The organism is Pseudomonas sp. 7SR1 (genome assembly GCF_900156465.1).
Lineage (GTDB): Bacteria > Pseudomonadota > Gammaproteobacteria > Pseudomonadales > Pseudomonadaceae > Aquipseudomonas.
In genome coordinates this window covers 6,029,907-6,056,081 of sequence record NZ_LT707064.1, presented here as the reverse complement: position 1 = coordinate 6,056,081, position 26,175 = coordinate 6,029,907, and the positions used below count along the sequence as shown (strand labels likewise).

The following is a 26,175-nucleotide window of genomic DNA, read 5'->3' as shown; positions in this document are numbered from 1 at the left end:
CCTGTTTCGTGGTCCGGTCAGATCCAGACATCGTTCTGCGCGGTTCGCTCATGGGTTTCGCCCGTGTTGATGACGCCCCGAGGTTCGATCAGCAGTACTTTCGCCTCCCGGGCGGCGCTGGGCCGATGTTCGATGCCTTTCTTGACGACATACATTTCGCCCGCGCCGATGGTCACCCAGCCGTCCCGGAAGTCGATACGGAGTTCGCCTTCCAGCACGATGAAGGTTTCATCGGTGTCGGCGTGGGAATGCCAGATGAAGTCGCCTTCGAGCCGGGCGAGCTTGAATTGGTAGTCGTTCATTTCAGCCACGACTTTTGGTGCCCACCGATCCTGGAACAGGGCGCATTTCTGAGCGAAGTTGACAGGTGAATGCTGTATGGCCATCGAGGAATGCTCGCTTTGGAGTGGGGGAAGCCACACAAAGCTGTTCCCCAGGCTGGGCGGCCCGGCGAAGCAGCTTATGGGCGGTGCGCGCGACGCTGCTTCAGATCTCCTTCACAGGCGTCTCGCCCTGGACATTCTTGATCAGTCCGATGACATGCAGGCAGTCAGCCTTGTTCACATAGGACTCGCCGCTGGCGATCGTCTCGTGGTTGCCGGCCCTCAAGCGCCAGCGCCATTGGCCTTTTCCGCTGCTCTGGGTGCCTCGGGTCTGTCTGTAGATCTCAAAATACATCGATTCGCTCCCTGCGATTTACTCATTCAAGACATGTTTTGAACATGTCGTCGAAAGCCTAGCCAAGCTTAAAATTTTCGCTATCGCAAATACGTTTCCAAGGGTTATGAGATATTGCTATTCATGACAGCCTCTGGGGAACCATGGATGAACCGTAGCGAATTACGCAAGGCCGATATCAACCTGATGGTGGTGTTCGAAACGCTGATGCTTGAGCGCAACGTGACCCGGGCGGCGGAAAAGCTGTTCCTCGGCCAGCCGGCCATCAGTTCGGCCCTCAATCGATTGCGTACGCGGTTCAATGATCCGCTGTTCATTCGTGTCGGTCATCGCATGGAGCCCACGGCCCGGGCCGAGGAACTTTTCCAGCACCTTTCGCCGGCGCTGGATTCGCTGTCGGCGGCGTTGAGCCTGACCCATGATTTCGATCCCGCCAGCAGTACCATGACGTTTCGCATCGGTCTGTCGGACGATGTCGAGTTCGGCCTGTTGCCGCCGCTGCTGCACAGCTTGCGACGGGAGGCGCCGCAGGTCGTGTTCGTGGTCCAGCACGTCGATTACTGGCGCATCCCCGATTTGCTGGCAGCGGGTGATATCACCGTGGGAATCAGCCAGACCCGGGGATTGCCGGCCAACGCCAAGCGCAAGCTGCTACGGCAGATTCAGCCGCGGGTATTGCGAGCCGATGCGTCGGACTCGCCTCTGACCCTGGATGAATACTGCTCGAGGCCCCACGTGCTGGTGTCTCACACGGCGAACGTCGCCGGTCTGGCTGACGAATGGCTGGCCGAGATCGGGCGCAAGCGCCAGGTCGTGCTTTCGGTGCCACAGTACAGCGCGTTGCCGGCGTTGCTGGCGGGCACCGACCTGATCGCCAGCCTGCCGGACTATACCGCCACCGCCATGGCGGCTTCGGGCCAGTTATTCAACGAGCCCTTTCCATTCAAGACCCCGACCCTGGACCTGTCGATGGTCTGGCTGAGCCATGTCGACAACGACCCGGCCGAATGCTGGTTGCGCTCACGGCTGGAGGCGTTCATGGGCAATCGTGGGCCATCGGGACAACCCGAGCATTCCTGATCGCCTCTTGTCACGCAAGGCTGTGCCCGGGAAGCCAGGCGGGGTATGGTTGCGTCGGCTGGAATCCACATCGCCTTATTTCGAACCGGAGTCGAAACATGCCCCACCTGCACCTCGAGTACACCCCCAATCTGCCCCAGTTGAATGCCGATGTGGCTTTGCTGCGCCTGAATAATGCGCTGGTGGCGTCCGGTCAGTTCGCGGCCGAGTCGGATATCAAGAGCCGCGCCAGGAAAGTCGAGCATTTTCGGGTGGGCACCGGTCTGGGCGAGCGAGGTTTCGTGCATGTGAAACTCTCCTTGCTCAGTGGCCGTTCGCCGGAGATCAAGAAACAACTGGCCGACAGCCTGCTGGCGGTGCTCCAGGAGCTGGGCCCATGGCCGGCAGGGCTCAGCGTGCAGTGCAGCGTGGAAATGGCGGACATGGACCGGGGCTCCTACGCCAAGGCTGTCATCGAAAACTGAAACTCAGGCATCAAGCCCGGCGCAAGCCTTGACGATCTGTTCTCGCAGCCAGGCATTGGCGCTGTCCTGGTCGGCTGCCTGGCTCCATTGCATGTTCAAGGTGAACCCTGGCAGCCCCTTGGGAGCTTCGCAGTGACTGAACACTGCCTCGTCGGCCAGCAGCCTCTGGATGCGGCGAGGCAGGGTCAGGATGAAGTGGGTGCCGGTGATCATCTTCAAGGCCGCGCTGTAGCTATTGGCGCGCGCGGCAATCTGTCGCTGGTGTGCCTGCCGTGACAGCCAGCCGTCCACCATGTTGGTGGATGAGATCCAGGGCGACGGAAAAACGTGCCGGCGCTGTACGAAAGATCGAAGGTTCAATTGCGGCTCCAGTGGCGCCGCCTGCCTATCCAGCACACAGACCAGGTCATCTTCCAGCAATTGCCGGGATCTGAAGTCGGCATGGTCGCTATGGAAGTGCGGGCCGAAGCAGATCACCAGGTCCAGGCTGCCGTCGCGCAGGCCCTGGGCGGGGATGTCCGTCTCGAGCTTGTGCATGTTTATCGCCACGGGCAGGTCCGCATAGTCGAAGTCCTGGAGCAGCTTCGGCAGGATCAGTTGTTCGAAGTATTCCGGCGCGCAGATGTTGAACGTGACGGCGTGCCGGGTGGGATCGAAGGTGGGGGCACCGTCATGGCACCGGTTGATGCTTTGCAGGATGCTGCGCACATGGTCGTACATGCCTACGGCTTTATAGGTGGGGCGCATGCCGGTGCGGGTGTTGACGAACAATTCGTCCTTGAAACAGGTGCGCAATTTCTTCAGGCAGTAGCTGACCGTTGACTGGCTGACACACAATGCCTCGGACACGCCGCTGACGCTGCTTTGCTCGTACACGGCGCTAAACACCATGAGGTCCTGCATATCCAGCTTTCTGAGGGAGTTACTGTTCAGCATCCGTTGCTTCTCGCTGTGCTCCTTGCGCGGATCTTGCGCAAACCAGACCGATGATCCTAGCGGAACGATGGTTCCAAGTGAATGCCGCGCAGGCTGTTTCACGGTCGGGAACGGGACAGATAGTGTAGGGAACACGACAGGCACGAAGACGAGTCCGGCCCGCTTCGGCTGCCGCCCCGACACTTGATGTGTGCCTCTTAAAAAATAATTTAGTAGCAACTTTTTCACGAAAAATTGATGGTGGCCTACCTAAAGTTTGTGTTGTCGTGAAAAACGAATTTTCACACTTAGTTTCGGCAGTTCTTTTTCAAAGAGCAACTTTCAGGAAGCCATCAATCATTATGCTGCCTATTAAAGCCGTGCGCCCCGAGTGGGTGACGCTGGTCGCCAGTGCCTTTTTACTCGTTGCCTTCAACACTGTTCTATGGGAGCACTTGCTGAGCATCACGGCGACCGATGGCCGGGGCATGCTGATGGGCCTGGCATTTGTCGTGATGATCTTCTGTGCCTTCAACCTGGTGCTCACCCTCGTGGCGTTCCGTCCAGTGCTCAAGCCCGTGTTGATACTGCTGTTCTTGATCAGCGCCGGCGTTGCCTATTTCATGGCCCAGTACGGTGTGCTGATCGATGCCGGCATGTTTCGCAACTTCGCCGAAACCAACGCCACGGAAGTGCGTGATCTATTGTCATTGAAGTTGTTTGCCTACTTAGGATTGCTCGGCGTATTGCCGTCCTGGTTGTTGTGGAAGATGCCGATCAACTATCGCCGGTGGCCCAGGGAGTTATTAAGCAAGTTATTGGTTGGTATGGTTTCTGCGGCCGTCATCGGTGGGGTCGCGTTGATCAATTACCAAGGATTGTCGTCATTGTTTCGCAACCACCACGAGTTGCGCCTGATGGTCGTGCCGAGCAACTACATCGGCGCCTCATTCGGCTACCTGCGTGAGCAGGTCGCGTCCGCCGAACAACCGTTCATCAGGCTGGGGGAGGATGCGAGTCGCGATCCGGCCTGGCAGACCCATGCCCGCAAGTCCCTCACCGTACTGGTGGTAGGGGAGAGCGCCCGCGCCGAGAACTTCGGCATCCTCGGCTATAACCGCGACACCACGCCGAACCTGGACCACGAGGCCGGCCTGATCGCCTTCACCGACGTGCATTCCTGCGGCACCGAAACCGCTGTGTCGGTGCCGTGCATGTTTTCCAACATGGGGCGCAAGGATTATGACGCCAGCAAGGCCAGGAACGAAGAAGGCCTGTTGGACGTGCTCAAGCGCGCCGGCCTGGAAGTGATCTGGCGGGACAACCAGTCCGGCTGCAAGGGCACCTGCGACCGGGTCACCGTTCAGGACGTGAGCAATCTCAAGGACCCGGACCTGTGCGCCAATAGCGAATGTCGCGACGAGATCCTGTTGCAGGGGCTGCAGCATTTCATCGACACCCTGGACAAGGATACGGTGCTGGTCTTGCACCAGATGGGCAGCCACGGGCCGGAATACTTCAAGCGTTATCCCAAGCAGTACGAACATTTCACCCCAGTGTGCGAAAGCAACGCGTTGAACAATTGCAGTCGCGAAAGCATCGTCAACGGCTACGACAACACTTTGGTGTACACCGATCACGTGCTATCGACCTTGATCGACCTGTTGCGGGCCAATCAGGACAAGGTCGACACGGCCATGCTGTATCTGTCGGACCATGGCGAGTCCCTGGGCGAATACAACCTGTTCCTGCATGGCACGCCCTATATGCTGGCCCCTGAGCAGCAGAAGCACGTGGCAATGCTCGCCTGGTTTTCCGACAGCTATCAGAAGTCCTTTTCGGTCGACACCCATTGCCTTCAACTGAGTCGGGAAAAGCCCCTGTCCCAGGACAACCTGTTCCATTCGATGCTTGGGTTGCTGGAGGTCAACAGCAAGGTCTACAACCCGGATCTGGACATGTTCGCCAACTGTCGCGGCGCCGTGATCGATGGAGTGCTGGCTCGCCAATGATGTTTGCTTTCATCCGGGGCGTTCAATCTTTCATCGGACCGCCCCTTTAGCGGCGGGCATGTCCGAGTGACGCCCTGACTGCTGTCGAGCAATAAATCAAAATGTAGGACTATTCTTGCCGTTGCGCAGGCGATTTCTCTCAGGCTCTTGCTCTATGGATGCTCGCAATCGCTGACGGCGATATATACTGCGCGCCATTCTTCAAGGGAGAGCCGTGTGGCCATCGATATTCACTGGATTCGCGACAACGATAGCCTCGGTCGGTTTTGCGCCGAATGGCAACAGTTGCCATTCGTCGCCCTCGACACCGAATTCATGCGGGTCGACACCTTTTACCCCATTGCCGGCCTGCTGCAGATCGGCGATGGCACGCGTGCCTATCTGATCGACCCCTTGACCATCGATAACTGGCAGCCCCTGGCGGCATTGTTGGAAAACCCGGCGGTGCTCAAGGTGCTGCACGCCTGCAGCGAAGACCTTGAAGTGCTGTTGCGCCTGACGGGCAGCCTGCCCGCTCCATTGTTCGACACCCAGTTGGCCGCCGCCTACCTGAACCTGGGTTTCTCCATGGGCTATTCGCGGTTGGTGCAAGACGTGCTGGGCATCGAGCTGCCCAAGGGCGAGACCCGTTCCGACTGGTTGCAGCGGCCCTTGTCCGAGACGCAGATCAGCTACGCCGCCGAAGATGCAGTGCACCTGGCGGAAGTTTTCGTACAACTGCGCCCGAAGCTTTCCGATGAGAAGTACGCCTGGGTTCTGGAAGACGGCGCCGAGCTGGTCGCCAACCTGCGCCGCGAAGTCGATCCTTACGAGGTCTACCGCGAAGCCAAGCTGGCCTGGAAACTGTCCCGCGCCCAACTGGCCGTGCTGCGGGAACTATGCGCCTGGCGTGAGCGGGAGGCGCGGGCCCGTGACCTGCCACGCAACCGGATCATACGCGAGCATTCCCTATGGCCCCTGGCCCGTACCCAACCGGATAACCTCGGTGCCCTGGCGAAAATCGAGGACATGCACCCACGTACCGTGCGCCAGGATGGCGAGTTTTTGCTGGACCTGATTAAACGCGCCGCCAACGTGCCGCCCGAGCAATGGCCCCCGGCCGTGCCAGAGCCGTTGCCCATCGAGGCTTCGGCGCTGGTCAAGCGACTGCGGGCACTGGGGCAGGCCGAGGCCGAACGCCTGGGCATCGCCCCGGAACTGATGCTGCGCAAGAAAACCCTCGAAGCGCTGATCAAGAGCGGCTTCCCCGAGGGTCCTTACCAATTGCCCGATTCGCTGCGTGGCTGGCGCCGCGAATTGATGGGCCAGGCACTGCTCGATAGCCTGGCCACTGCCGGAGAACAGCCTTGAAACGTATCTGCTCCATTTACCGCAGCTCGAAGAAAAACGAGATGTACCTCTATGTGCTCAAGAGCGATGCACTGGCGCGGGTACCCGAGCCATTGCTGGCTGCCTTCGGCAAGGCGACCCATGTGTTCGACCTGGTGCTGAGCCCCGAGCGACAGCTGTCCCGCGAGGACATCAACAAGGTGCTGGAGAACCTCGACACCCAGGGGTATCACTTGCAGATGCCACCGGCCGAAGACGAATACATCGAGCATCTGCCCGAAGAGTTGCTGCGCCGCAACGACCCGGTCTGACGCACCCCAGGGGCGCCTGTCCTGGCGCCTCTTGAACGATACTGGATTTCCTGGCGATTGCCGCATGGATGGAGCGACACTCTGTCGGCAGTCGTCTGCACTGTTTTTGAAAGGTTTGATTCATGCGCGTTCTGATTGCCGAACACGACCACGCGGTGTATGCCCAATTGCTGCGCCAGGCTGCACCCGATCTCGAAGTCCTGACCAGCGGCGACTCCGCCGAACTGTCGCGCCTGGCCAGCGACTGTCCGGTCTGGCTTGGCCAGCCCGATCTGCTGGCGACGCTGTTGCGTCAGGGCCATCGACCCCGCTGGCTGCAATCGACCTGGGCAGGCATTACGCCGTTGTTGGCCGAGGGCCTGACGCGGGACTATCGTCTGACCCGCGCCGTGGGCATTTTCGGCCAGCTGATGGCCGAATACGTGCTCACCTACATGCTTGGCCATGAACGCGAAGTGCTGGCGCGGTTGGTCAGCCAGGTGGAGCGCAAGTGGGACAACCGCCAGGGGCAAGGCCTGGCGGGGCGCAAGGCGTTGATTGTAGGGACCGGCGATATCGGCCAGTGTGTGGCGAAGTTCCTCGTGCCCTTTGGCGTGCAGCTCTATGGCATCGCCAGCGAGGCACGGGAGCTGGCGCCTTTCCTCGAGGTTGGGACGATGAAGGACCTGCCGCGCCTGGTCGGTGAGGTGGACTACGTCATCAACCTGCTGCCCAACACGCCCCAGACCCACGACGTGTATGACACGGCGCTGTTCAGGCAATTCAAGCCTACCGGGCTGTTCATCAATGCCGGTCGCGGCGTGGCCGTGGTGGACGCGGACCTGGTGCAGGCCTTGAAGGACGGGCACCTGGCCGGCGCGGTGATCGACGTCTGCCGCCAGGAGCCGCTGCCACAGCGTCACCCGTTCTGGACGGCATGGGGCCTGTTGCTGACCGGTCACAGCTCGGCACCGACATCGCCTCCGATGCTGGTGCAATTGTTCCTGGAAAACCTGCGGGCCTATCAGGCGGGCGAAGCCCTGCGCGGGGAAGTGGACTTCGCCCGGGGTTATTGAGACGGCCGGACCGGTCGTGGGAGCGCATTCGCCCCCACGCTGGCGCAGGACTACAGGGTGAAATCGCCTTCGGCCACCAGCTCGCTCAACGGCCGGCGCGGGCTTGGGGTTTCCCGGGCCTGGAGGTATTCGGCCAGGGTGGACTTGTCCCCCAGCTTGCCGATCGCCACGGCCGCGTGCAGGGCGTAGCCCTGGGGAATCTTCAGTTCCTGGCGGGTCAGTTCGTGGTCGAAACCGGCCATGCCGTGGGTATGCCAGCCACTGAGGCTGGCTTGCAGCGCCAGGTGACCCCAGGCCGCTCCCGTATCGAAAGTGTGGCTCTGAGCCGGGGTTTCCTCGGTGGCACCGGGTACTGCGAAGGTGGTTTTCGAGACGACGATCACCAATGCCGAGGCGTGCTGGGCCCAACTGCGATTGAACTCGTTGAGCAGGCCCAGGAAGCGCTCCCAGTTCGGCGTGTCGCGGCGTGCGTAGAGGAAACGCCAGGGTTGCGAGTTGTAGGCCGACGGCGCCCAGCGCGCGGCTTCGAAAAAGCCCATCAGGGTTTCTTCGGCAATCGGCTCGCCGGTGAACGCGCGCGGAGACCAGCGTTCGATGAATTGCGGGTGGATGGCGTAATCGGCGATGCGGGGATTGGCGCTCATGAAGATGACCTGCTCGGGTTCGGGACGGGAATGACGCAACCTACTGCCCGTTGCCCGGCCTGACAAGCCCCGCCTACCGACAGTCGCCAATGCTTGGCCTGGCGAGGCCCCGGCACTAGACTGTCGGCCTTTTCACCACCTGATGTTGATGCCCGAGCCATGGCCGCCAAAGTCGAACCCTTCTGGATACGCAAGACCCTCGATCAGCTCGATGCCCAGGAATGGGAGTCGCTGTGTGACGGTTGCGGTCTTTGCTGCCTGCAAAAGCTCGAGGATGAAGAAGACAACAGCGTCTATTACACGCGCATCGCCTGCAAACTGCTGGACCTCAAGACCTGCCAGTGCACCAACTACCCCAACCGTCGCGATTTCGTGCCCGATTGCATCCAGCTCACGCCGGGCAAGGCCGACGAGTTCAAATGGTTGCCGCCGACCTGCGGTTACCGGTTGGTCAGCGAAGGCAAGGACCTGCCGCTGTGGCATCACCTGGTCTGCGGCGACCGCGACGCCGTGCACCATGAGCGCATTTCCCAGTCCGGGCGCATGCTGGCCGAAGGCAGCGTGGCCGAAGATGACTGGGAAGACCATCTGATATTCCGCGCCGGTTGAGCCACCGGACGTCGCGACACCAGGGGAAGTGCATGGCTGAAGGATTGAGACGCACGCTGGTCCTTGGGTGGCTGGCGTTGAGCGGACCGCTGTGGGCGGCGCAGAAAGTCGACCTGGACTATCACGTCCATCTGTTGCCAAAAAGCGACCAGGCCGAGGTGCGCTTGACCCTGGCACGGGGTTCGGCAGTGCGTAGCCTGGATTTCGACCTGGGCGACGGTAGCCGCTACAGCGACTTCAAGGCAGACGGGAAGTGGCAGCTCACCTCCGGCCAGGAGGCCCGAGGCGTCTGGCAACCGGGCCCCGACAAGGCGAGCCTGAGCTATCGCGTGCGCATCAGCCATGAGCGCAAGAGCGGCGCTTTCGAAACCCGCATGACCCCGGGCTGGGCGTTGTTGCGCGGCGACGACCTGGTGCCGGCGGCCCGGCTCGACCAGCAGGACGGTGTGGAACTGGTAGCCCGCCTGGAAGTGGCATTGCCCGATGGCTGGAAAAGCGTCGAAACGCCTTGGCCGCGCATCGGTAAGCAACGCTTTCGCATCGATAACCCGTCACGCCTGTTCGACCGTCCCACGGGCTGGATACTTGCCGGCAAGCTCGGCAGTCGCCGCGCGCGCCTGGGCGAAACCGAAGTGACAGTCGCATCGCCCCAGGGCCAGGGCATGCGCCGGATGGACGTCCTGACCCTGCTGACGTTCGTCTGGCCGCAGGTGCAGGCGCTGATCCCGCGGCACCCGCCGAAGCTGTTGATCGTTGGCGCGGCCGATCCTTTCTGGCGGGGAGCCCAGGCCGGTCATGAGTCGATCTATCTGCACAGCCGGCCGCCGCTGGTCAGCGAACGGGGCAACAGCCCGTTGCTGCGCGAGTTGGTGCAGGCGCTCGTGCGCATCAACGACAGCGAGCGCAGCGACTGGATCAGCGAAGGCCTGGCCGAGTATTACGGCGTGGAATTGCTGCGCCGCGCCGGCGGCATGAGTGATGACCGCTATCAGGCCCTGAATGAACGCCTAGCCCGGGACAGCAAGGGCGTGACGACGTTGCGCGGCGAGCAGGTCAACCCGGCGACGGTGGCCAGGGCGGTGTTGTTGCTGCAGGAGCTGGATCGGGAGATTCGCTTGAAGACCCGTAACAAACGCTCCCTGGACGATGTCCTGCAAGCGGCGATGCGCCTGGAAACGGTCGATACCGAGGAATTTGTCCAGCTCAGCGAAAATATCCTGGGGGCGGGCTCTACGGTGCTGGATACACGTTTGCTCCAGTGACACTGCCATCGCGAGCAGGCTCGTCCCCACGTTGGTTCTTCAGGGGCACATCATCTGTGTCCGATCCGATCAATGTGTGAGCGAGCCTGTTGGCGCCAAGGCCATCAGCGCAGTTGCATCTGCCCGATCAAAGCCCCGCCTTGGGCGAACTCAACGAATCATTCCCCGTCACCGTGGCCGTGTGGGTCGCCGCTTCGGCGTTGGCCTTCATGCGGGTCAGTTCATCGCCGGCCTGCTCGATCCGCGCGCGTGCGTTGCGCAGGTTCTGACGATTCTTTTCCAGCAGCGTCTTGGCCGAGCAATGCCCGGTGATGCCCCGGGCCAGCGCCATGCCGCCGATGGCCAACTGAGCCAGACCGATGATGCCGCCACGACGCAGGCCCTTGCCCATCATCAGCACACCGCCGGCCAGGGAGCCCGCGCGCTCCCAGCCATGTACGTTTTGCACGGGACGGGACTGAAAAGGGGTGGACTCAATCGGCTCGAACGGATTGTTATCGCTCATGATCTGTCTCCGGTATGGGAATTTGTATAAAACTGACTGTCGGAGCAGATCCGTCGTTCAATGGAATTTCGCACCGGTCAGCGGAATTGCGGCCCCGAGCGTGTGTTGTTGCCCTTGGCCATGCGGTCGTAGAGCACGACGTTGACGGTGGCGGCCAGGTTCATGCAGCCGTTGGTGGGGATGTACACCACATCCTCGCACCAGTCGCGGATGTCCTTGTCCAGCGAGCCGTCTTCGGGGCCGAAGATGTACAGGGCCCGGTCCGGATGCGTGTATTCGGGCAGGGGGCGGGCGCCTTCCACCAGCTCAACGGCCACCGGTACGCAGCCCAGGGGCAGGATTTTTTTCAGGTCGTCGATGCCGATCAAGGGAATGTCGTAATGCACTTTCTTGGTGTCGGTGACGAAGTCGGCGGCGCGTTCATAGCGCTTGCCGGTGTAGAACACCGACGCCACGCCGTAGCAGCCGGCGGCACGCATGACCGAACCGACGTTTTCCGGCGACTTGGGGTTGAACAGACCGATGCAGCTGTAGCGTTTGTTGGCCACGGGCAGGATGCCTTTGGTAAAAGGCGCGATTATACGGGGAATGCGGAAGTGGGGTGAGTTCGCGATGGGGCAAGCTCTTGCATCGCTATCGCGAGCAGGTTCGTTTCCACATTGGCGCTGCTATGGCCCGCTCACCTGTGAGAGCGGGCCTGCCCCCTGAAAAACGCTCGACGGACCTTGGAACACTGGGGTGAGATCTCTCGGGTGGCAGCGTTCACTCGTCCTTTTTCATCAACCCGGCCAGCGCGGCGAAAGGGTTGTGGGTCGCCTTCGCGATCTTCGGCGTGCTCAGGGAACCGTCCCCGAAATACTGCTGGTCGGTGTAGCGCGAATGCTCGTTGTCGTGGCAATACAGGCACAGCAGCTCCCAGTTGGAGCCGTCCTGCGGGTTGTTGTCGTGGTTGTGGTCGCGGTGATGAACGGTCAGTTCGCTCAAGCGCTTGCCAGAGAATTCACGCGCGCAGCGGCCGCAGACATGGGGATACATTTTCAGGGCTTTGTCGCGATAACCCATTTCCCGGTCGCGCTGGGCGTCGGCGAGGATGCGGTCCAGCTTGGCGGTATTGGACGGCGGTGTGGACGAACTCATGGGTTCACCTTTTGGAGAAGACTGATGACGGTTGAACAGAGTTTAGCTCAGCACTGCCGGCCTTCGCGATGCCGGTTGATGCACCGGCAAGGCAAACCCCCGAGCAGCAGCTAGCCTTACATGGACAATAGCCACGGAGCCATTGATGAAGCGCACCCTGCTAACGGCGGTCGTCCTGGCGATACTTTCGATCGGTTGGGCACACAGCCAGCAGCCGACGATCCCGGTGAGTCCGCCGAGCATCCCCGGTTCGCCCGGTACCGCTACACCCATGCCATACCCGCCTGTGGTTCCTCGCAGCGCGCCCCAGGCGGGGCCCGGCAGCGGTGGGCCGCCGTTGCTGCCGCCCATCGAGATGCCCAGGCCGCCCAAGGACCAGCCTCTACCGGGGATGGAGCCGAAACCGCCAAAGGCTAAGTCGCCGGGGGGTTAGCCCTGAGTCGCCTGGCTTGCGCAATGGCAATAACCCTGTTCGCGATGGCATCGGATCAGCCAGGCCCATATTGGTCCTGCCAGCGATTTTCAAGGGCCTGATAAAGGGTGCTAGACCTGCTGCGACAACAGTTGTCCATCGGCCATGCGCAGGCGCTTGGACAGGGAGACGGCGAGGGCGCGGATGATCTTGGCGGCGACCTTCGGGGCGTCGTTGAGCATTTTTTCCAGGGAGTCCTTGCCCAGGTTCAGCAGCTGGCAATCACTGGCCGCGATGCAACTGGCCGAACGCCGTTCACCGTCCAGCACGGCCATCTCGCCGAATGCCCGGCCGCTGCGCAGGGTGGCGATGGTCACGGGCTGACCGTCGGGGCCGGCTTTTTGCACGGCCACCTGGCCGGTGTGGATGATGCACATGAAACTGCCGGCATCGCCTTCGCGGAAAATGGCTTCGCCCTGGGCAATGGCGCTGATGCTGAAATAGCCTGAGGCTGCGGCGAAATCCACGGGCAACAGTTGGTCGAACAGGCCGCAGTCCATCAGCCAGTCGCGGATTTCATTGTTCAGTAAGGTCGGTTCTGGCATGTCTTCACGGTCTTTTTCTTGTGTCTGTTGCGGTTTCGGATTGAAGAAGACCCCGTGTGGGAACGAGTTGCTCGCGATGGCGCCGAATCAGTCGGCATCGATATTGACTGACACATCGCTATCGCGGGCAAACCCTATATCGCCTTGGGGGGAGTGGTACAGGGAGCCAGGCTCTGTACGAAAAGCCTTGATACTCGTTCATGCTGCGTTGAATAACTGCCTCGCCTGACCTGTGTTTCGAGACTTTTCGTACAGAGCCTAAGACCCGACCACGCCACAGAGTTCCTCAGACCAGCCCCAAAACCTTCAACACAAACGCATATTCGAGCGCTACGTCACGCAATCCCTGATAGCGACCGCTCATGCCACCGTGGCCAGCGCCCAGTTCAGTCTTGAGCAGCAACGGATTGTCGTCGGTCTTGGTGGCACGCAATTTCGCCACCCACTTGGCCGCTTCCCAATACTGCACGCGGCTGTCGTTGTACCCGGCGATCACCAGCAGCGCCGGATAGGCCTGGGCGCTGACGTTCTCGTACGGGGCGTAGGCCTTGATCCGATCATAGACCGCCGGCTCCTCGGGATTGCCCCATTCGTCGTATTCGGTGACGGTCAATGGCAGGTCCGGGTCGAGCATCGTGTTGAGCACATCGACGAACGGCACTTCGGCAATGGCGACCTTGTACAGCTCCGGACGCTGGTTGAGCACCGCGCCGATCAGCAGGCCTCCGGCGCTGCCGCCGCTGATTGCCAGCTGCTCGGCCGTGGTGAAACCCTGGGCGATGAGGTGCTCGGCACAGGCGATGAAGTCGCTGAACGTGTTGTGCTTGTGCTCCTGTTTGCCCGCGCGATACCAGGCTTCTCCCAGTTCGCCGCCGCCGCGTACATGGGCGATGGCAAACGCCACACCGCGATCGAGCAGGCTCAGCCGGGCATGGGAAAACCACGGATCGAGACTCTCGCCGTAGGCGCCATAGCCATAGAGGTACAAAGGCACCGGCCGGCCAAGGGCTTCGCGCTTGATCACCAGGCTGATGGGTACTTGCGTGCCGTCCGGCGCGCTCGCCCAAAGCCGCTGGCTGACATAGGCGTCCGCATCGAACGGGCCCAGCACCGGGGTTTGCTTGAGCACCACCTGTTCGCCGCTGGCCAACTGCAACTGACGGATCTGCGCCGGACGGTTCAGGGCCTCATAGCGCAGGCGGATACGCTCGCTGACGAATTCCAGGCTGTTTTGCACATGCAGGCTGTAGGCTGCGTCCGGTAATTGCACCCGATATGCCGGCAAACCCTGTGGGTGAACTTCTATGATGGGCAGCCCGCCCTCGCGCAAGCTCAAGGTCATGGCGCCGGCGTTCAGGCTCAGGCCGTCGATCATCACCGTGTCGCTGTGGGGGATCAGGTTCTGCCAATCGGCCTCGACCGGCGCCACGCCGGTGTCGGGTGCCTGGTACAGGGCAAAGTTGATGCCGTCGCGGTTGCTGCGGATAAACCACGTCCATTGACCTTCGAGCAGGCCGTGGTCCACGTCATATTCGTGGTCTTCCACCCGGGGCGCCAGGCATGTGAAGGGCTGTTGGGGCTGCGCCGCGTCCAGCACCCACACTTCGCTGGTGGTCTTGCTGCCCAGGGACAGGATCAGTTGCCGCTCGGAACTTGAACGGTAGCAATGCAGGAAGAAACGCCCGTCCGGCTCATGGAACACTTCCTCGGCGGCGGTACCGTCCAACCGATAACGCCAGAGCTTGTGAGGCCGATGGGTATCGTCCAGCTCGCCGAAAAACAGCGTGAGGCTGTCGTTGGCCCAGGTCATGCTGCCGTCGCAGTTTTCGAAGGACAGTTCACTGACCTTGCCGTTGGACAACTCCTTCACGAACAGGGTGTAGATCTCATCGCCCGAGGTGTCCTGGCTGTAGGCCAGGCGCTGATGATCGGGGCTGATACTGAACGCACCCAGGGAAAAGAACCCGCCGCCGGCCAGTTCGTTCGGGTCCAGCAGCAGTTGCTCGCGGCTCTCGTCCACGGTCAGGCTGTCGTCGGCCGGACGCGGGCAGCGGTAATGGCGCGGGTACTCATCGCCGGCGGTGGTGCGGGTGTAGTACAGGTATGGCCCCCAAGGGGAGGGCAGGGACAGGTCGGTCTCGAGGATCCGCCCCTTGATCTCCTGGAACAGGGTTTCGCGCAGTTCGGCCTGGTCGGCCAGTTGCGCCTCCTGGTAGCTGTTTTCGGCCTTGAGATAGTCGAGCACCGCCTCGGTGTCGCGCTCCTGCAGCCAGGCATACGGGTCGACGCCGATGTCCCTGCGGGCAATCGGGGCGTTGGAAACGTGGGCAGATAGGGGCATGAAAGACTCTCGAACGTTGTACGAAAAAGGACAGGTGACCTGTGCGATTAGTTCTGTTGGCCGGTCGGACTGTCCACACAGCTCACCGGGCAGACGCCGGGGCAGCCTCAAGCGCGAAAAGCCGTTACTATAAGCGCCTATTTGCCTGCCTTGCCATGGACACCATGACCGAGAACGACTATCTGATCGCCTGGGGCCTATACGCCTTCGCCGCGCTGGGCTGCCTGCTGGTATGGATGCGCATGACGCGTTTCATGTGGCGCTGGTTGCGCGAGCCGTTGCGGCTGCTGATGGCCGTGTTGCTGTTCAGCCCCACCATCGTCGACCCGGTAAAGGAAAAGGTCGCCCCGGCCCTGGCCATCGTGGCCCTGGACGTGCTGTTCAAGGTCGGCAACAACGCCTGGCGGGCGGTGTCCGATCTGTTCATGTACGGCATGATTGCCTTCGGCCTCTACCTGATCGTGGTACTGATCCGTTTCCCCATCGAGCGTGCCGCCAACGCTCGCAAGGAGCGGGCCGCTGCCGCGAAAGCCGCTGCCGCCGCCGATGACCTGGAGGATGCACCCCCGTTCGGCGTGGCCGGGGATGACCGTTACGGTCGCCCGCCGGTGCCGGGAAACCCTCAGCGTTCGCGTATCGAACCGCGTCTGTAGCCAGGCCTGCCCCCTTCAAGCGAGAGTCCGAGCATGTGTGAGTTATTGGGCATGAGCGCCAATGTGCCGACCGACATCGTGTTCAGCTTCACGGGGCTGATGCAGCGCGGCGGCAAGACCGGCCCGCACCGGGATGGCTGGGGCATCGCCTTTTATGAGGGGCGTGGCCTGCGTCTGTTCCAGGACCCGGCCGCCAGCAGCGAATCGGAAGTGGCGAACCTGGTGCAACGTTATCCCATCAAGAGCGAAGTGGTGATCGGGCATATCCGCCAGGCCAATGTGGGCAAGGTCTGCCTGTCCAACACGCACCCGTTCGTGCGTGAGTTGTGGGGGCGCAACTGGTGTTTCGCCCACAATGGCCAGCTCGCCGATTTCCAGCCCCAGGCCAGTTTCTATCGGCCGGTGGGCGATACCGACAGCGAAGCGGCGTTCTGCGATCTGCTCAACCGCGTGCGCCAGGCCTTTCCGGAGCCGGTCGAGGTGGAGTCGTTGCTGCCGTCCTTGATCCAGGCCTGCAGCGAATACCGCAGCAAGGGTGTGTTCAACTGCCTGCTCAGCGATGGCGACTGGCTGTTCTGCTATTGCTCGACCAAACTGGCCCAGATCACCCGTCGTGCACCGTTTGGCCCGGCGCGCCTCAAGGATGTGGACGTGATCGTGGATTTCCAGGCCGAAACCACGCCCAACGACGTGGTCACGGTGATCGCCACCGAACCCCTGACCGAAAACGAAACCTGGACCCGCTACGAACCGGGCCAATGGAGCCTGTGGCGGCGCGGCGAATGTGTCAGCCATGGCCATACCGAATAAGGACGTCACGTTATGTTGCTCAGTTATCTACGGCTTGTGTTGTTTGCGGTGGGCCTGCTGGTGGGGGTGCAGGTGCCGGGGTTCGTCAACGATTACGCCAAGCGGGTCGAGGCGCACCTGATCGAAGCCCAGACGGGCCTGCGCGGCTTCCAGGACACCGCCAACCAGTTTTTCAAAGGCGACATGCAGGCATTGGTGGCCCATTATCGCGCCAGCGAAGACCCGATCTTTCGCAGCGATGCCGACAGTCTGAACACCCTGTTGGTGCGCCAGCAGGCATTGGACAAACAGTTCCAGGCGATGCAGGGGCCGTGGTACATCCGAGTGCTGCAGGTGGCGCTGGCCGCCGATCCGGACATTCGCAAGGAAACCTGGAACGGCTACAGCTACCAGATCCTGCTGACCCCCGAAGCCATGCTCTGGGGCATCGGCGGGGCCATGCTGCTGTCTTTCGGCCTCGAATGCCTGTTCCGTCTGATCGACTGGGTGGTGCTGGGCGGCAAGCGCCTGCGCCAGAGCCGGCCGATCGAAGAGCGGGACCTGCGCGGGCTCTGACATCGCGTTCGTAGTACTCCTGTGGCGAGGGGATTTATCCCCGCTGGGCAGCGAAGCGGCCCCCCCCCGATGCAGCAATGGAAATGATCCTGCCTGACACACTGTGGTGGCCTTACAGGGGGCGCTTGGCGCCCCAGCGGGGATAAATCCCCTCGCCACAAGGGTGCCCGGGCAGACTTGCCAGCCAGGCCCACATCCTGACCAATCAAATTTTTCTTATGACCCGGCCAAGGTTTTATTCGTTGGACGCGATGGCGTGCGCGCTCAAGAATCGAGGGCAACCGGTCTCTGCGTGCATCGTCGAGGCTTAGAACAATAAAACCGTGGAGAACCACCATGAGTGCACCCGACACCCTCGGCGTCCCCCAGCCCCAGGCCCGGTCCGGCCCGTTCGACTGGTATCGCAACATCAACCAGCAGGAGCGCCGCACGTTCTGGAGCTGCAAGATCGGCTACGCCCTGGATGGCATGGACACTCAGATGCTCAGTTTCGTGGTGCCGACCCTGATCGCGATGTGGGGCATCACCACCGGCCAGGCCGGGCTGATCCACACCAGTACCCTGATCGCTTCAGCGATCGGCGGCTGGGTGGCGGGGATTCTCTCGGACCGTATCGGCCGGGTGCGTACCCTGCAACTGACGGTGCTGTGGTTTGCGTTCTTTACCTTCCTGTGTGGCTTCGCCCAGAACTATGAGCAACTGTTGATCGCCCGCACGCTGATGGGCTTCGGCTTCGGTGGCGAATGGACCGCCGGCGCAGTATTGATGGGCGAGGTGATCCGCGCCAAGGACCGCGGCAAGGCCGTCGGCATGGTGCAGTCGGGCTGGGCCCTGGGCTGGGGCATGACGGCGATCCTGTATGCTCTGCTGTTCTCGGTGCTGCCACCGGAAGATGCCTGGCGGGCACTGTTCATCCTCGGCATCGTCCCGGCGGTGTTCGTGATTTTCGTCCGTCGGCTGGTCAAGGACCCGGAAGTCTATAACCAGACCAAGGCCCGGCTGACGCCGCAGAACCCGGCGAAGTTCTACGAGATCTTCGCTCCCGGCATCCTGTTCACCACGATCCGCGCCTCCCTGCTGACCACCGGTGCCTTGGGTGGCTACTACGCCATCACTTCCTGGCTGCCGACGTTCCTCAAGAATGAGCGTGGCTTGAGCGTGCTCAGCACCGGCGGATACCTGGCGATGGTGATCGTCGGTTCCTACATCGGCTATGTCATCAGTGCCTACCTGTCGGACATCCTGGGGCGCAAGAAGAACTTCGTGCTCTACGCCATCGGCTCGTTCACCATCGTGTTGCTGTACACCCAGGTGCCAGTGAGCAACGACGTGATGCTCTGGCTGGGCTTTCCCCTGGGGTTCTTCGCTTCCGGCATGTTCAGTGGCATGGGCTCGTTCCTGACCGAGCTGTTTCCCACGCGAATCCGGGGTTCGGGACAGGGCTTCTGCTACAACATCGGGCGTGCGGTAGCGGCCTTGTTCCCCCTGTTGATCGGCCTGCTCAGCCAGAAAGTACCGCTGAGCGTGGGTATCGGTGCGTTCGCGGCGGTGTCCTACGGCGTGGTGATCCTGGCAGCCCTGAGCCTGCCGGAAACCCAAGGCAAGCAGCTGGAAGCCGAGTAACTGTTAATCTGTGGGGCACAGGCCCCAGTGCTCAAAATCTACAGGAGCGTTCACGTGAACCGCCTGCTATTGAACTGCGACATCGGCGAGAGCTTCGGCAGCTGGACCATGGGTCTGGACGCGGAGGTGATGCCCTTCATCGACTGCGCCAACATCGCCTGCGGGTTCCACGCCGGTGACCCGAGCATCATGCGCAAGACCGTCGGCCTGGCCCTGAGCCACGGCGTCAGGATCGGTGCGCATCCGGCCTATCAGGACCTGGTGGGCTTCGGCCGGCGTTCCATGGCCTACACCGCCCAGGAACTGCAGGATCTGCTGCATTATCAGGTCGGCGCCCTCGATGGTATCTGCCGGGCCCAGGGCGGGCGGGTCAGCTACGTCAAGCCCCACGGGGCGATGTACAACGACATGATGGCCAACCCGGCGCAACTGCGCGCCGTGATCCAGGCGGTGGCCGCTTATGACCGGGAACTGCCGTTGATGCTGATGGCCACCCGGGACAACAGCGCCGCGCAGGCCCTGGGGGATGAATATGGCGTGACCCTGTGGTTCGAGGCCTTCGCCGACCGCGCCTATGACAGCGCCGGTCGCCTGGTCTCGCGGCAACTGCCTGGGGCTGTGCACCACGATGCCCAGGTCATCATCGCCCAGGCCCTGACCATCGCCCGTGGCGATGCGCTGACCGCCAGCGACGGCAGCGCCTTGCACCTGCGGGCCAACACCTTGTGCGTGCACGGTGACAACGCCAGTTCGGTGGCGGCCGTGCAACGCATCCGCGAGGCTCTGGACCGGCAGAGCACGCCATGAAGCCACGCGTGGAAGTGGTGGCGGTGGACTGCCTGATGGTGCGCCTGTTCGATGCCATCGCCGAAGACAACATGCCCTGGATGCTCGCCGCCAGCGAGCGTCTGCGCGAGGGGTTCGGCGGGCACCTGATCGATCTGGTGCCGTCCTACACCACCTTGATGGTGCATTACGACCTGCTGGCCCTCAGCCCGGCCCAGGCACGGGAACTGATCGTCCAGGCGCTGGACAACCTGTCGCCGGACGCCCGCTCCGTCGGCCAGCGCCATGTATTGCCGGTCTGGTACGACCCCAGTGTCGGTCCGGAGCTGGGACTGCTGGCCCGTCGCAGCGGGTTGAGCGTGGAGCAGGTGATCCGTCGTCACAGCGAACGCGAATACCAGGTCTTCGCCCTCGGATTCGCCCCGGGATTCGCCTTCATGGGCCTGGTGGACGAGGTATTGGCCGCGCCGCGCCTGGATACGCCCCGCAAACGGGTGGCGGCGGGTAGCGTGGGGATCGCCGAGCGGCAGACCGCGGCCTACCCGGTGGTGTCGCCGGGAGGGTGGAACCTGATCGGCCGCACGCCGGCCAGGCTGTTCGACCGCGAACGTGACGGCTACAGCCTGATGCGGCCCGGTGACACGGTGCGTTTCGAGGCCGTGGGCCATGCCGAATTCATCGCCCTGGGTGGCGACGACACACCGTTGGAGGCGCAGGCATGAGTCGCCTATCGATCGAGGCCAGCACTGCGCTGTGCCTGTTGCAGGACGCCGGCCGTTTCGGTGTCCGCCATCTGGGTGTGACCCAGGGCGGGGCGGCGGACTGGTTGTCGATGACCTGGGCCAACTGGATGCTGGGCAATGCGCTGGACGCAGCGGTGGTGGAGATCACCCTGGGTGGTTTCACCGTGGTGGCCGAAGGTGATTGCGTGCTGGCGATCGCCGGGGCGGACCTGGGGGCGCGGATCGACGGTCAGGCCGTGGCGTCATGGCGCTATTTCGGCCTGCGCAGGGGCCAGACGCTGAGCTTCACTCAGCCGGTGCTCGGTGCCCGCGCCTACCTGGCGGCCCCCGGCGGATTCGATGCGCCGGCGGTGCTGGGTAGCCGAGCGACGGTAGTGCGCGAAGAGCTTGGCGGCCTGGATGGACGCGGGCGGGCGCTGGAGCGCGGGGCTCGGTTGGCTTACTCCGGCGTGGCGGCGCCGCGGCCCATGCCGCACTCGCTGATCCCGGACTTCCAGCAAGCGCAGCCGCTGGACTTGATCCTGGGGGCGCAGAATGGCGCATTCAGTGGGCGAAGCCTGTTCGACGCGTTCAATACCCCGTGGACGCTGGACAGTCGCGCCGACCGCATGGGCATCCGGTTGCTGGGCGCGGCGCTGGAATATCAGGGGCCCTCGATGATCTCCGAAGGCATCCCCCTGGGCGCCGTGCAGGTGCCACCGGACGGCCAGCCGATTGTGCTGCTCAACGATCGGCAGACCATCGGCGGCTACCCGCGCCTGGGTGCCTTGACGCCATTGGCCCTGGCTCGCCTGGCGCAGTGCCTGCCCGGTACGCAGGTACGGCTGCGGCCGATGGTGCAGGAGGTCGCGCATCGCCAGCAGGTGGAGTGTTTGCAGGTGTTTGCCAAGCGCTAAAAGCTTCGCGAGCAGGCTCGCTCCCACAGGGGATCTTTTGTGTGATGAAGATCCCGTGTGGGAGCGAGCTTGCTCGCGATGAGGCCCTGAAAGGCACCAAAGCGTCTACTTGGACAGAAACCGCATCCCTTCTTCCAACCCCCGCAAGGTCAGCGGATACATCCGATCCTCCACCAGTTCCCGCACGATATTGGTCGAGGCGGTATAACCCCAGGTGTCCTTGGGATAAGGGTTGATCCAGATGAGCTTCTTGTAGGTTTCCATGAAGCGCTGCATCCACACGTAGCCGGCTTCTTCGTTCCAGTGTTCGACGCTGCCACCAGCCTGGGTGATTTCATAGGGCGCCATGGCGGCGTCGCCGATGAAGATCACCTTGTAGTCGGGACCGTACTTGTGCAGCAGGTCCAGGGTCGACGTGCGTTCCGAGGTGCGGCGCAGGTTGTTTTTCCACACCGATTCGTACACGAAGTTGTGGAAGTAGAAATACTCCAGGTGCTTGAACTCGGTCTTGCAGGCCGAGAACAGTTCCTCGCAGATCTTCACATGGGCATCCATGGAACCGCCGATGTCGAACAGCAGCAACAGCTTGACGGTGTTGCGCCGTTCCGGACGCATCTGGATATTCAGCAGACCGGCATCCCGGGCGGTGTGGTCGATGGTGCCATCGATGTCCAGCTCTTCGGCCGCGCCCTGGCGGGCGAACTTGCGCAGCCGGCGCAGGGCGATCTTGATATTGCGGGTGCCCAGCTCGACCTGGTCGTCGAGGTTCTTGTATTCGCGCTGGTCCCAGACCTTCACGGCCTTGCCCTGGCGCTTGCCCGCGTCGCCGACGCGGATACCTTCGGGGTTGAAGCCGCCGGAGCCGAATGGGCTGGTGCCGCCGGTGCCGATCCACTTGTTGCCGCCGGCATGGCGTTCCTTCTGTTCTTCCAGGCGTTTCTTGAATTCTTCGATCAGCTTGTCCAGGCCACCCAGGGACTGGATCTGCGCGCGCTCTTCGTCGGTCAGCGAACGCTCGAACTCCTTGCGCAACCAATCTTCGGGAATCAGGGCCTGGAGATGGTCGTCGAGTTTTTCCAGGCCATTGAAGTACGCGGCGAACGCCCGGTCGAATTTGTCGAAGTGCCGTTCATCCTTCACCAGGATCGCCCGGGACAGGTAATAGAACTCGTCCATGTCGGCGAAGATCACCCGCTGCTTCAGCGCGTTGATCAAGTCCAGCAGTTCACGCACGGACACGGGCACCTTGGCGGCGCGCATCTCATTGAACAGGTTCAGCAGCATGGCAATCGCCCTCGCTCTTGTTAACCGAAGCGGATCAGCGAGTACCGCGACGGCTCATGAACGCCAGGCGCTCCAGCAGTTGCACGTCCTGCTCGTTCTTGACCAGTGCGCCGGCCAGCGGCGGGATGGCCTTGGTCGGATCGCGTTCGCGCAGCACCGCTTCGCCGATGTTGTCGGCCATCAGCAGCTTGAGCCAGTCCACCAGTTCGGAGGTGGAAGGTTTCTTCTTCAGGCCCGGCACCTTGCGCACGTCGAAGAACACGTCCAGCGCTTCGCTGACCAGGTCCTTCTTGATGTCCGGGTAGTGCACGTCGACGATTTTCTGCAGCGTGGCGCGATCGGGGAAGGCGATGTAATGGAAGAAGCAGCGGCGCAGGAAGGCGTCCGGCAGCTCCTTTTCATTGTTGGAGGTAATGATGATGATCGGGCGCTGCTTGGCCTTGATGGTTTCGTCGGTCTCGTAGACGTAGAACTCCATCTTGTCGAGTTCCTGCAGCAGGTCGTTGGGGAACTCGATGTCGGCCTTGTCGATCTCGTCGATCAGCAGGATCACCCGTTCTTCGGACTCGAAGGCTTCCCACAGCTTGCCTTTCTTCAGGTAGTTGCGCACGTCGTGGACCTTGTCCACGCCCAGCTGCGAATCCCGCAGCCGGCTGACCGCGTCGTACTCGTACAGGCCCTGGTGGGCCTTGGTGGTGGACTTGATGTGCCAGGTGATCAACCGCGCCCCGAAGGACTGCGCCAGTTGTTCGGCCAGCATGGTCTTGCCGGTGCCCGGTTCGCCCTTGACCAGCAGTGGCCGCTCCAGGGTGATGGCGGCGTTGACGGCCAGTTTCAGGTCATCGGTAGCCACATAGGCGCTGGTGCCTTCGAACTTCATCTGCGATTCCTCGAACGGGAGCGCCGGCCTGGACGAGGCGGGGCGCGAAATAAATGCCATGCCCGACTATAACGCGACGTCCCGCCGACTGTGAACGCAGACGCTGTATTCAGTCTCTGAATGGAGCGTCACATGCTGACTCGGTCTCGGCGTATCTGCATGGGGCTACCCTCGCCACAGAAAGACGCAGACCTTACTCGGTCGAGGGTGCCGGTTGTTCATAGCGGGCGTTGAACGCCTGGACGAAACCGTTGCGCAAGATCTGCAGGAAGGCCTCGAAAGCGCTGATGTCCTGCTGGTGGACGTTGCCGCTGAGTTCCACCCGGGTGGCGAACTGGTTCTTGCGCTGGTTCTTGAGCGCCGTCTCGCCCGTGCCCACCAAGGCTTCCCAGACCGAGCGAAAGATGTTCTTTTTTTCGTTCTCCACATCCTGCTGCCAGTCGAACACATCCACGTCCCGCAGCAAGGGCTTGATGTAGCCGCTGAGCCTGGCGTTCTCGGCTTGCGCCTCGATCACCAGGTCGCCATGGCCGGCATTGAAATCGAATTTGCCGTAGGCCGCGGCGAAGTCGTTCAGGCGCTTGAGTTCGATGTTCCTGGCCCGCAGGCGGAACTCGAATTCCTCGAAATTGCTCAGCGGGTCGAACGTGGCCTGGACTTCCAGCGGGGCGTGCTCGGCCACCAGCGCCTTGCCCTCGAAGCGGGCGTCGCGCTTGCCCTCGGTGTCCACCACGTTGGTCAGGTTATAGAAACTGGCGTTGACGTTGGTGGCCCGCAGGTTGACCGGTGGCTTTGAATTGAAATTGCGGAAGGTGACCTTGCCGTCGTTTAGCCTTACCTCGTTGAGGGTAATGGGCAGCAGCTTGCCCAGTTGTTCGCGCCAGTCGGTGCCCCGGCCGGTCTGGGAATTCTGGCGGTTGGCCCCGCCGTCGACGAAGTTCACCTCGGGGTGGGTGAACTCCACCTGTGCCACCACCGCATGGTCGTACCACAGCGAATGCCAGCTCACCGACAAGTCGATCAACGGTGCATCGACGAACGGCACCGGGACCTTGCCGTCGACCTTGACGATCTGCAGGCCGTTGATGCGGTAGGCCCCGCGCCAGAGCGCCAGGTCCACATCGGCGATCCGGCCACGGTAGTCGCCCATGTCGGCCAGCCGATCGTTGAGGTAGTCGCGCACCAGGTAAGGCAGGGCCAGGTGCAGGGTCACCAGCAGCGCAACGATGGCGGCGACGGCCCACAGTGGCCAGCTGTATCGACGTTTCATGTCATTGAGTCTCCAGCCTGTTCTTGAGAACACCCCCAAAGCCATTGACTGTCGTGACAGGCGGACGTTCGGTGCAACTGGACGCCCAGGGGCAACAGGCATACCTTTAGTCGCTTGAATTCACGCCGCATTAAGGACCCAGCCATGAGCCGTATATACGCTGATAACGCCCATTCCATAGGCAATACGCCATTGGTGCAGATCAACCGCATCGCCCCGCGGGGCGTGACCATCCTGGCCAAGATCGAAGGGCGTAACCCGGGCTATTCGGTCAAGTGCCGGATCGGTGCGAACATGATCTGGGACGCGGAAAGCACGGGCCGGCTCAAGCCGGGCATGACCATTGTCGAGCCCACCTCGGGCAACACCGGCATCGGCCTGGCGTTCGTGGCTGCGGCCCGTGGTTACAAGCTGATGCTGACCATGCCGGCGTCCATGAGCATCGAACGACGCAAGGTGCTCAAGGCCCTTGGCGCCGAGCTGGTGCTGACCGAGCCGGCCAAGGGGATGAAAGGGGCCATCGAGAAGGCCACGCAAATCGTCGCCAGCGACCCCGACACCTATTTCATGCCCCAACAGTTCGATAACCCGGCGAACCCGGCCATCCACGAAAAAACCACCGGCCCGGAAATCTGGAACGACACCGATGGCGCAGTGGATGTGTTGGTCGCGGGCGTGGGCACCGGCGGAACCATTACCGGGGTTTCACGGTATATCAAGAACACTTGTGGCAAGCCGATCCTGTCGGTGGCGGTGGAGCCCGAGAGTTCGCCAGTGATCACCCAGGCGATGGCAGGCCAGGAAATCAAGCCAAGCCCCCACAAGATCCAGGGAATCGGGGCGGGATTCGTGCCGAAGAATCTCGACCTGACGATGGTCGACCAGGTCGAGCGGGTCACCGACGACGAATCCAAGGCCATGGCTTTGCGACTGATGCAGGAGGAGGGAATTCTCTGCGGCATCTCCTGTGGCGCGGCGATGGCCGTGGCTGTGCGCCTGGCGGAAAAACCGGAGATGCAGGGCAAGACCCTGGTGGTGATCCTGCCGGATTCCGGCGAGCGGTACCTGTCGAGCATGCTGTTCAGCGACCTGTTCACCGAACAGGAGACCCAGCAGTGACGTCGGGTTGAAAGCAAGCCTGAGGCGACGAGGGGATATCCCCTCGCCGCGAGAACCAGAGGACAATGTTTGCTGGCGTCAGCCTTGGTTCAGCTGACGCATGCTAGAAGGGTTTATTGCGTTTTACTCAACAGAGAATGTTGCGTCGGACGGTTTTTACCCGGGCCATGAATCTTTACTATGGCCTTCGGCTACGT

General features: G+C 62.1%; 29 protein-coding genes. 17 read left to right on the top strand and 12 right to left on the bottom strand.

Translation table 11 applies throughout. The annotated features are described in order from the left end of the window. Positions 1-17: 17 nt before the first annotated feature. Positions 18-386, bottom strand: coding sequence for a cupin domain-containing protein (locus tag BW992_RS26550; RefSeq protein WP_076407298.1), 369 nt, complete (start codon positions 384-386; stop codon positions 18-20). A gap of 100 nt (positions 387-486) precedes the next feature. After that, on the bottom strand, positions 487-678 hold the full coding sequence (locus BW992_RS26545) for a YegP family protein (protein ID WP_041023896.1): 192 nt from the start codon (positions 676-678) through the stop codon (positions 487-489). 147 nt (positions 679-825) lie between these two features. Here BW992_RS26545 and BW992_RS26540 point away from each other — a divergent pair, with 147 nt between their 5' ends. Both BW992_RS26540 and BW992_RS26535 read left to right on the top strand, forming a co-directional pair. After that, on the top strand, positions 826-1,758 hold the full coding sequence (locus tag BW992_RS26540; protein WP_076407297.1) for a LysR family transcriptional regulator: 933 nt from the start codon (positions 826-828) through the stop codon (positions 1,756-1,758). 98 nt (positions 1,759-1,856) lie between these two features. Next, positions 1,857-2,222: a 5-carboxymethyl-2-hydroxymuconate Delta-isomerase gene (locus BW992_RS26535; protein ID WP_072398704.1), complete on the top strand. Its 366-nt coding sequence runs from the start codon at positions 1,857-1,859 to the stop codon at positions 2,220-2,222. 3 nt (positions 2,223-2,225) lie between these two features. On the opposite strand, the gene BW992_RS26530 is transcribed toward BW992_RS26535, so the two are convergent. Then, positions 2,226-3,158, bottom strand: a complete 933-nt coding sequence (locus BW992_RS26530) for a LysR family transcriptional regulator (RefSeq protein WP_072398705.1) — start codon at positions 3,156-3,158, stop codon at positions 2,226-2,228. 341 nt (positions 3,159-3,499) lie between these two features. On the opposite strand from BW992_RS26530, the gene BW992_RS26525 reads away from it, so the two are divergent. From BW992_RS26525 to BW992_RS26510, 4 genes are all read left to right on the top strand, one after another. Next, positions 3,500-5,149, top strand: a complete 1,650-nt coding sequence (locus tag BW992_RS26525) for a phosphoethanolamine transferase (protein ID WP_076407296.1) — start codon at positions 3,500-3,502, stop codon at positions 5,147-5,149. 216 nt (positions 5,150-5,365) lie between these two features. Then, the gene (gene rnd, locus BW992_RS26520; protein ID WP_072398707.1) at positions 5,366-6,499 is read left to right on the top strand and encodes a ribonuclease D; all 1,134 of its coding nucleotides are present in this window, start codon (positions 5,366-5,368) and stop codon (positions 6,497-6,499) included. Continuing rightward, positions 6,496-6,789, top strand: a complete 294-nt coding sequence (locus tag BW992_RS26515; protein WP_053155846.1) for a YcgL domain-containing protein — start codon at positions 6,496-6,498, stop codon at positions 6,787-6,789. Before rnd ends, BW992_RS26515 begins: the two co-directional genes overlap by 4 nt. Positions 6,790-6,911: 122 nt before the next feature. Beyond that, a complete protein-coding gene (locus BW992_RS26510) occupies positions 6,912-7,844 on the top strand; it encodes a D-2-hydroxyacid dehydrogenase (protein WP_072431923.1) in 933 nt (310 codons plus the stop codon). Positions 7,845-7,894: 50 nt separating this feature from the next. Here BW992_RS26510 and BW992_RS26505 read toward each other — a convergent pair whose 3' ends face one another. Further along, positions 7,895-8,488, bottom strand: coding sequence for a nitroreductase family protein (locus BW992_RS26505; RefSeq protein ID WP_072398710.1), 594 nt, complete (start codon positions 8,486-8,488; stop codon positions 7,895-7,897). 159 nt (positions 8,489-8,647) lie between these two features. On the opposite strand from BW992_RS26505, the gene BW992_RS26500 reads away from it, so the two are divergent. Then, the gene (locus BW992_RS26500; protein ID WP_072398711.1) at positions 8,648-9,097 is read left to right on the top strand and encodes a YcgN family cysteine cluster protein; all 450 of its coding nucleotides are present in this window, start codon (positions 8,648-8,650) and stop codon (positions 9,095-9,097) included. A 32-nt stretch (positions 9,098-9,129) separates the two neighbouring features. Further along, a complete protein-coding gene (locus BW992_RS26495; protein ID WP_076407295.1) occupies positions 9,130-10,359 on the top strand; it encodes a hypothetical protein in 1,230 nt (409 codons plus the stop codon). 127 nt (positions 10,360-10,486) lie between these two features. Here BW992_RS26495 and BW992_RS26490 read toward each other — a convergent pair whose 3' ends face one another. From BW992_RS26490 to BW992_RS26480, 3 genes are all read right to left on the bottom strand, one after another. Continuing rightward, entirely contained in the window at positions 10,487-10,864 is a 378-nt protein-coding gene (locus BW992_RS26490; protein WP_072398713.1) for a YgaP family membrane protein, read from the bottom strand. Between the two features lie 77 nt (positions 10,865-10,941). Next, positions 10,942-11,412 (bottom strand): RNA methyltransferase, encoded by a 471-nt coding sequence (locus BW992_RS26485; protein ID WP_072398714.1) that lies wholly within the window; start codon positions 11,410-11,412, stop codon positions 10,942-10,944. Positions 11,413-11,626: 214 nt separating this feature from the next. Next, positions 11,627-12,001: a YajD family HNH nuclease gene (locus BW992_RS26480; protein WP_003184246.1), complete on the bottom strand. Its 375-nt coding sequence runs from the start codon at positions 11,999-12,001 to the stop codon at positions 11,627-11,629. 145 nt (positions 12,002-12,146) lie between these two features. Here BW992_RS26480 and BW992_RS27325 point away from each other — a divergent pair, with 145 nt between their 5' ends. After that, on the top strand, positions 12,147-12,434 hold the full coding sequence (locus tag BW992_RS27325; protein ID WP_076407294.1) for a hypothetical protein: 288 nt from the start codon (positions 12,147-12,149) through the stop codon (positions 12,432-12,434). A gap of 110 nt (positions 12,435-12,544) precedes the next feature. Here BW992_RS27325 and BW992_RS26470 read toward each other — a convergent pair whose 3' ends face one another. After that, complete coding sequence (locus BW992_RS26470) at positions 12,545-13,018, bottom strand: cyclic nucleotide-binding domain-containing protein (RefSeq protein ID WP_072398716.1); 474 nt, start codon at positions 13,016-13,018, stop codon at positions 12,545-12,547. A gap of 286 nt (positions 13,019-13,304) precedes the next feature. Beyond that, positions 13,305-15,359, bottom strand: coding sequence for a S9 family peptidase (locus tag BW992_RS26465; RefSeq protein WP_076407293.1), 2,055 nt, complete (start codon positions 15,357-15,359; stop codon positions 13,305-13,307). A 155-nt stretch (positions 15,360-15,514) separates the two neighbouring features. Between BW992_RS26465 and BW992_RS26460 the strand changes: the two genes are divergently transcribed. The 7 genes from BW992_RS26460 (at position 15,515) to BW992_RS26430 (ending at position 21,425) form a co-directional block, all read left to right on the top strand. Then, positions 15,515-16,012 (top strand): MFS transporter, encoded by a 498-nt coding sequence (locus BW992_RS26460; protein ID WP_076407292.1) that lies wholly within the window; start codon positions 15,515-15,517, stop codon positions 16,010-16,012. Positions 16,013-16,045: 33 nt separating this feature from the next. Continuing rightward, positions 16,046-16,822 carry a class II glutamine amidotransferase gene (locus BW992_RS26455; protein WP_072431928.1) on the top strand — a complete coding sequence of 259 codons (777 nt, stop codon included), beginning with the start codon at positions 16,046-16,048 and terminating at the stop codon, positions 16,820-16,822. A 12-nt stretch (positions 16,823-16,834) separates the two neighbouring features. Next, entirely contained in the window at positions 16,835-17,377 is a 543-nt protein-coding gene (locus BW992_RS26450) for a DUF2937 family protein (RefSeq protein WP_072398720.1), read from the top strand. 336 nt (positions 17,378-17,713) lie between these two features. Then, positions 17,714-19,000: an MFS transporter gene (locus tag BW992_RS26445; protein ID WP_072398721.1), complete on the top strand. Its 1,287-nt coding sequence runs from the start codon at positions 17,714-17,716 to the stop codon at positions 18,998-19,000. Positions 19,001-19,054: 54 nt separating this feature from the next. Beyond that, a complete protein-coding gene (locus BW992_RS26440; protein WP_072398722.1) occupies positions 19,055-19,807 on the top strand; it encodes a 5-oxoprolinase subunit PxpA in 753 nt (250 codons plus the stop codon). Further along, entirely contained in the window at positions 19,804-20,508 is a 705-nt protein-coding gene (gene pxpB, locus BW992_RS26435) for a 5-oxoprolinase subunit PxpB (protein WP_072398723.1), read from the top strand. Before BW992_RS26440 ends, pxpB begins: the two co-directional genes overlap by 4 nt. Then, positions 20,505-21,425, top strand: a complete 921-nt coding sequence (locus tag BW992_RS26430; RefSeq protein WP_072431930.1) for a biotin-dependent carboxyltransferase family protein — start codon at positions 20,505-20,507, stop codon at positions 21,423-21,425. The genes pxpB and BW992_RS26430 overlap by 4 nt, the downstream gene beginning before the upstream one ends. A 105-nt stretch (positions 21,426-21,530) precedes the next feature. Here the strand turns inward: BW992_RS26430 and BW992_RS26425 are convergent, their stop codons facing one another. The 3 genes from BW992_RS26425 to BW992_RS26415 all read right to left on the bottom strand — a co-directional run bounded on the left by BW992_RS26425 (position 21,531) and on the right by BW992_RS26415 (position 24,859). After that, the gene (locus BW992_RS26425) at positions 21,531-22,709 is read right to left on the bottom strand and encodes a vWA domain-containing protein (RefSeq protein ID WP_072398725.1); all 1,179 of its coding nucleotides are present in this window, start codon (positions 22,707-22,709) and stop codon (positions 21,531-21,533) included. 34 nt (positions 22,710-22,743) lie between these two features. Next, positions 22,744-23,589, bottom strand: a complete 846-nt coding sequence (locus tag BW992_RS26420) for an AAA family ATPase (protein ID WP_053155966.1) — start codon at positions 23,587-23,589, stop codon at positions 22,744-22,746. Between the two features lie 193 nt (positions 23,590-23,782). Beyond that, positions 23,783-24,859, bottom strand: coding sequence for a DUF748 domain-containing protein (locus BW992_RS26415; protein WP_072398726.1), 1,077 nt, complete (start codon positions 24,857-24,859; stop codon positions 23,783-23,785). A 144-nt stretch (positions 24,860-25,003) separates the two neighbouring features. Here BW992_RS26415 and cysK point away from each other — a divergent pair, with 144 nt between their 5' ends. Further along, complete coding sequence (cysK, locus tag BW992_RS26410) at positions 25,004-25,978, top strand: cysteine synthase A (protein ID WP_072398727.1); 975 nt, start codon at positions 25,004-25,006, stop codon at positions 25,976-25,978. The last annotated feature ends 197 nt before the right edge of the window (positions 25,979-26,175 follow it).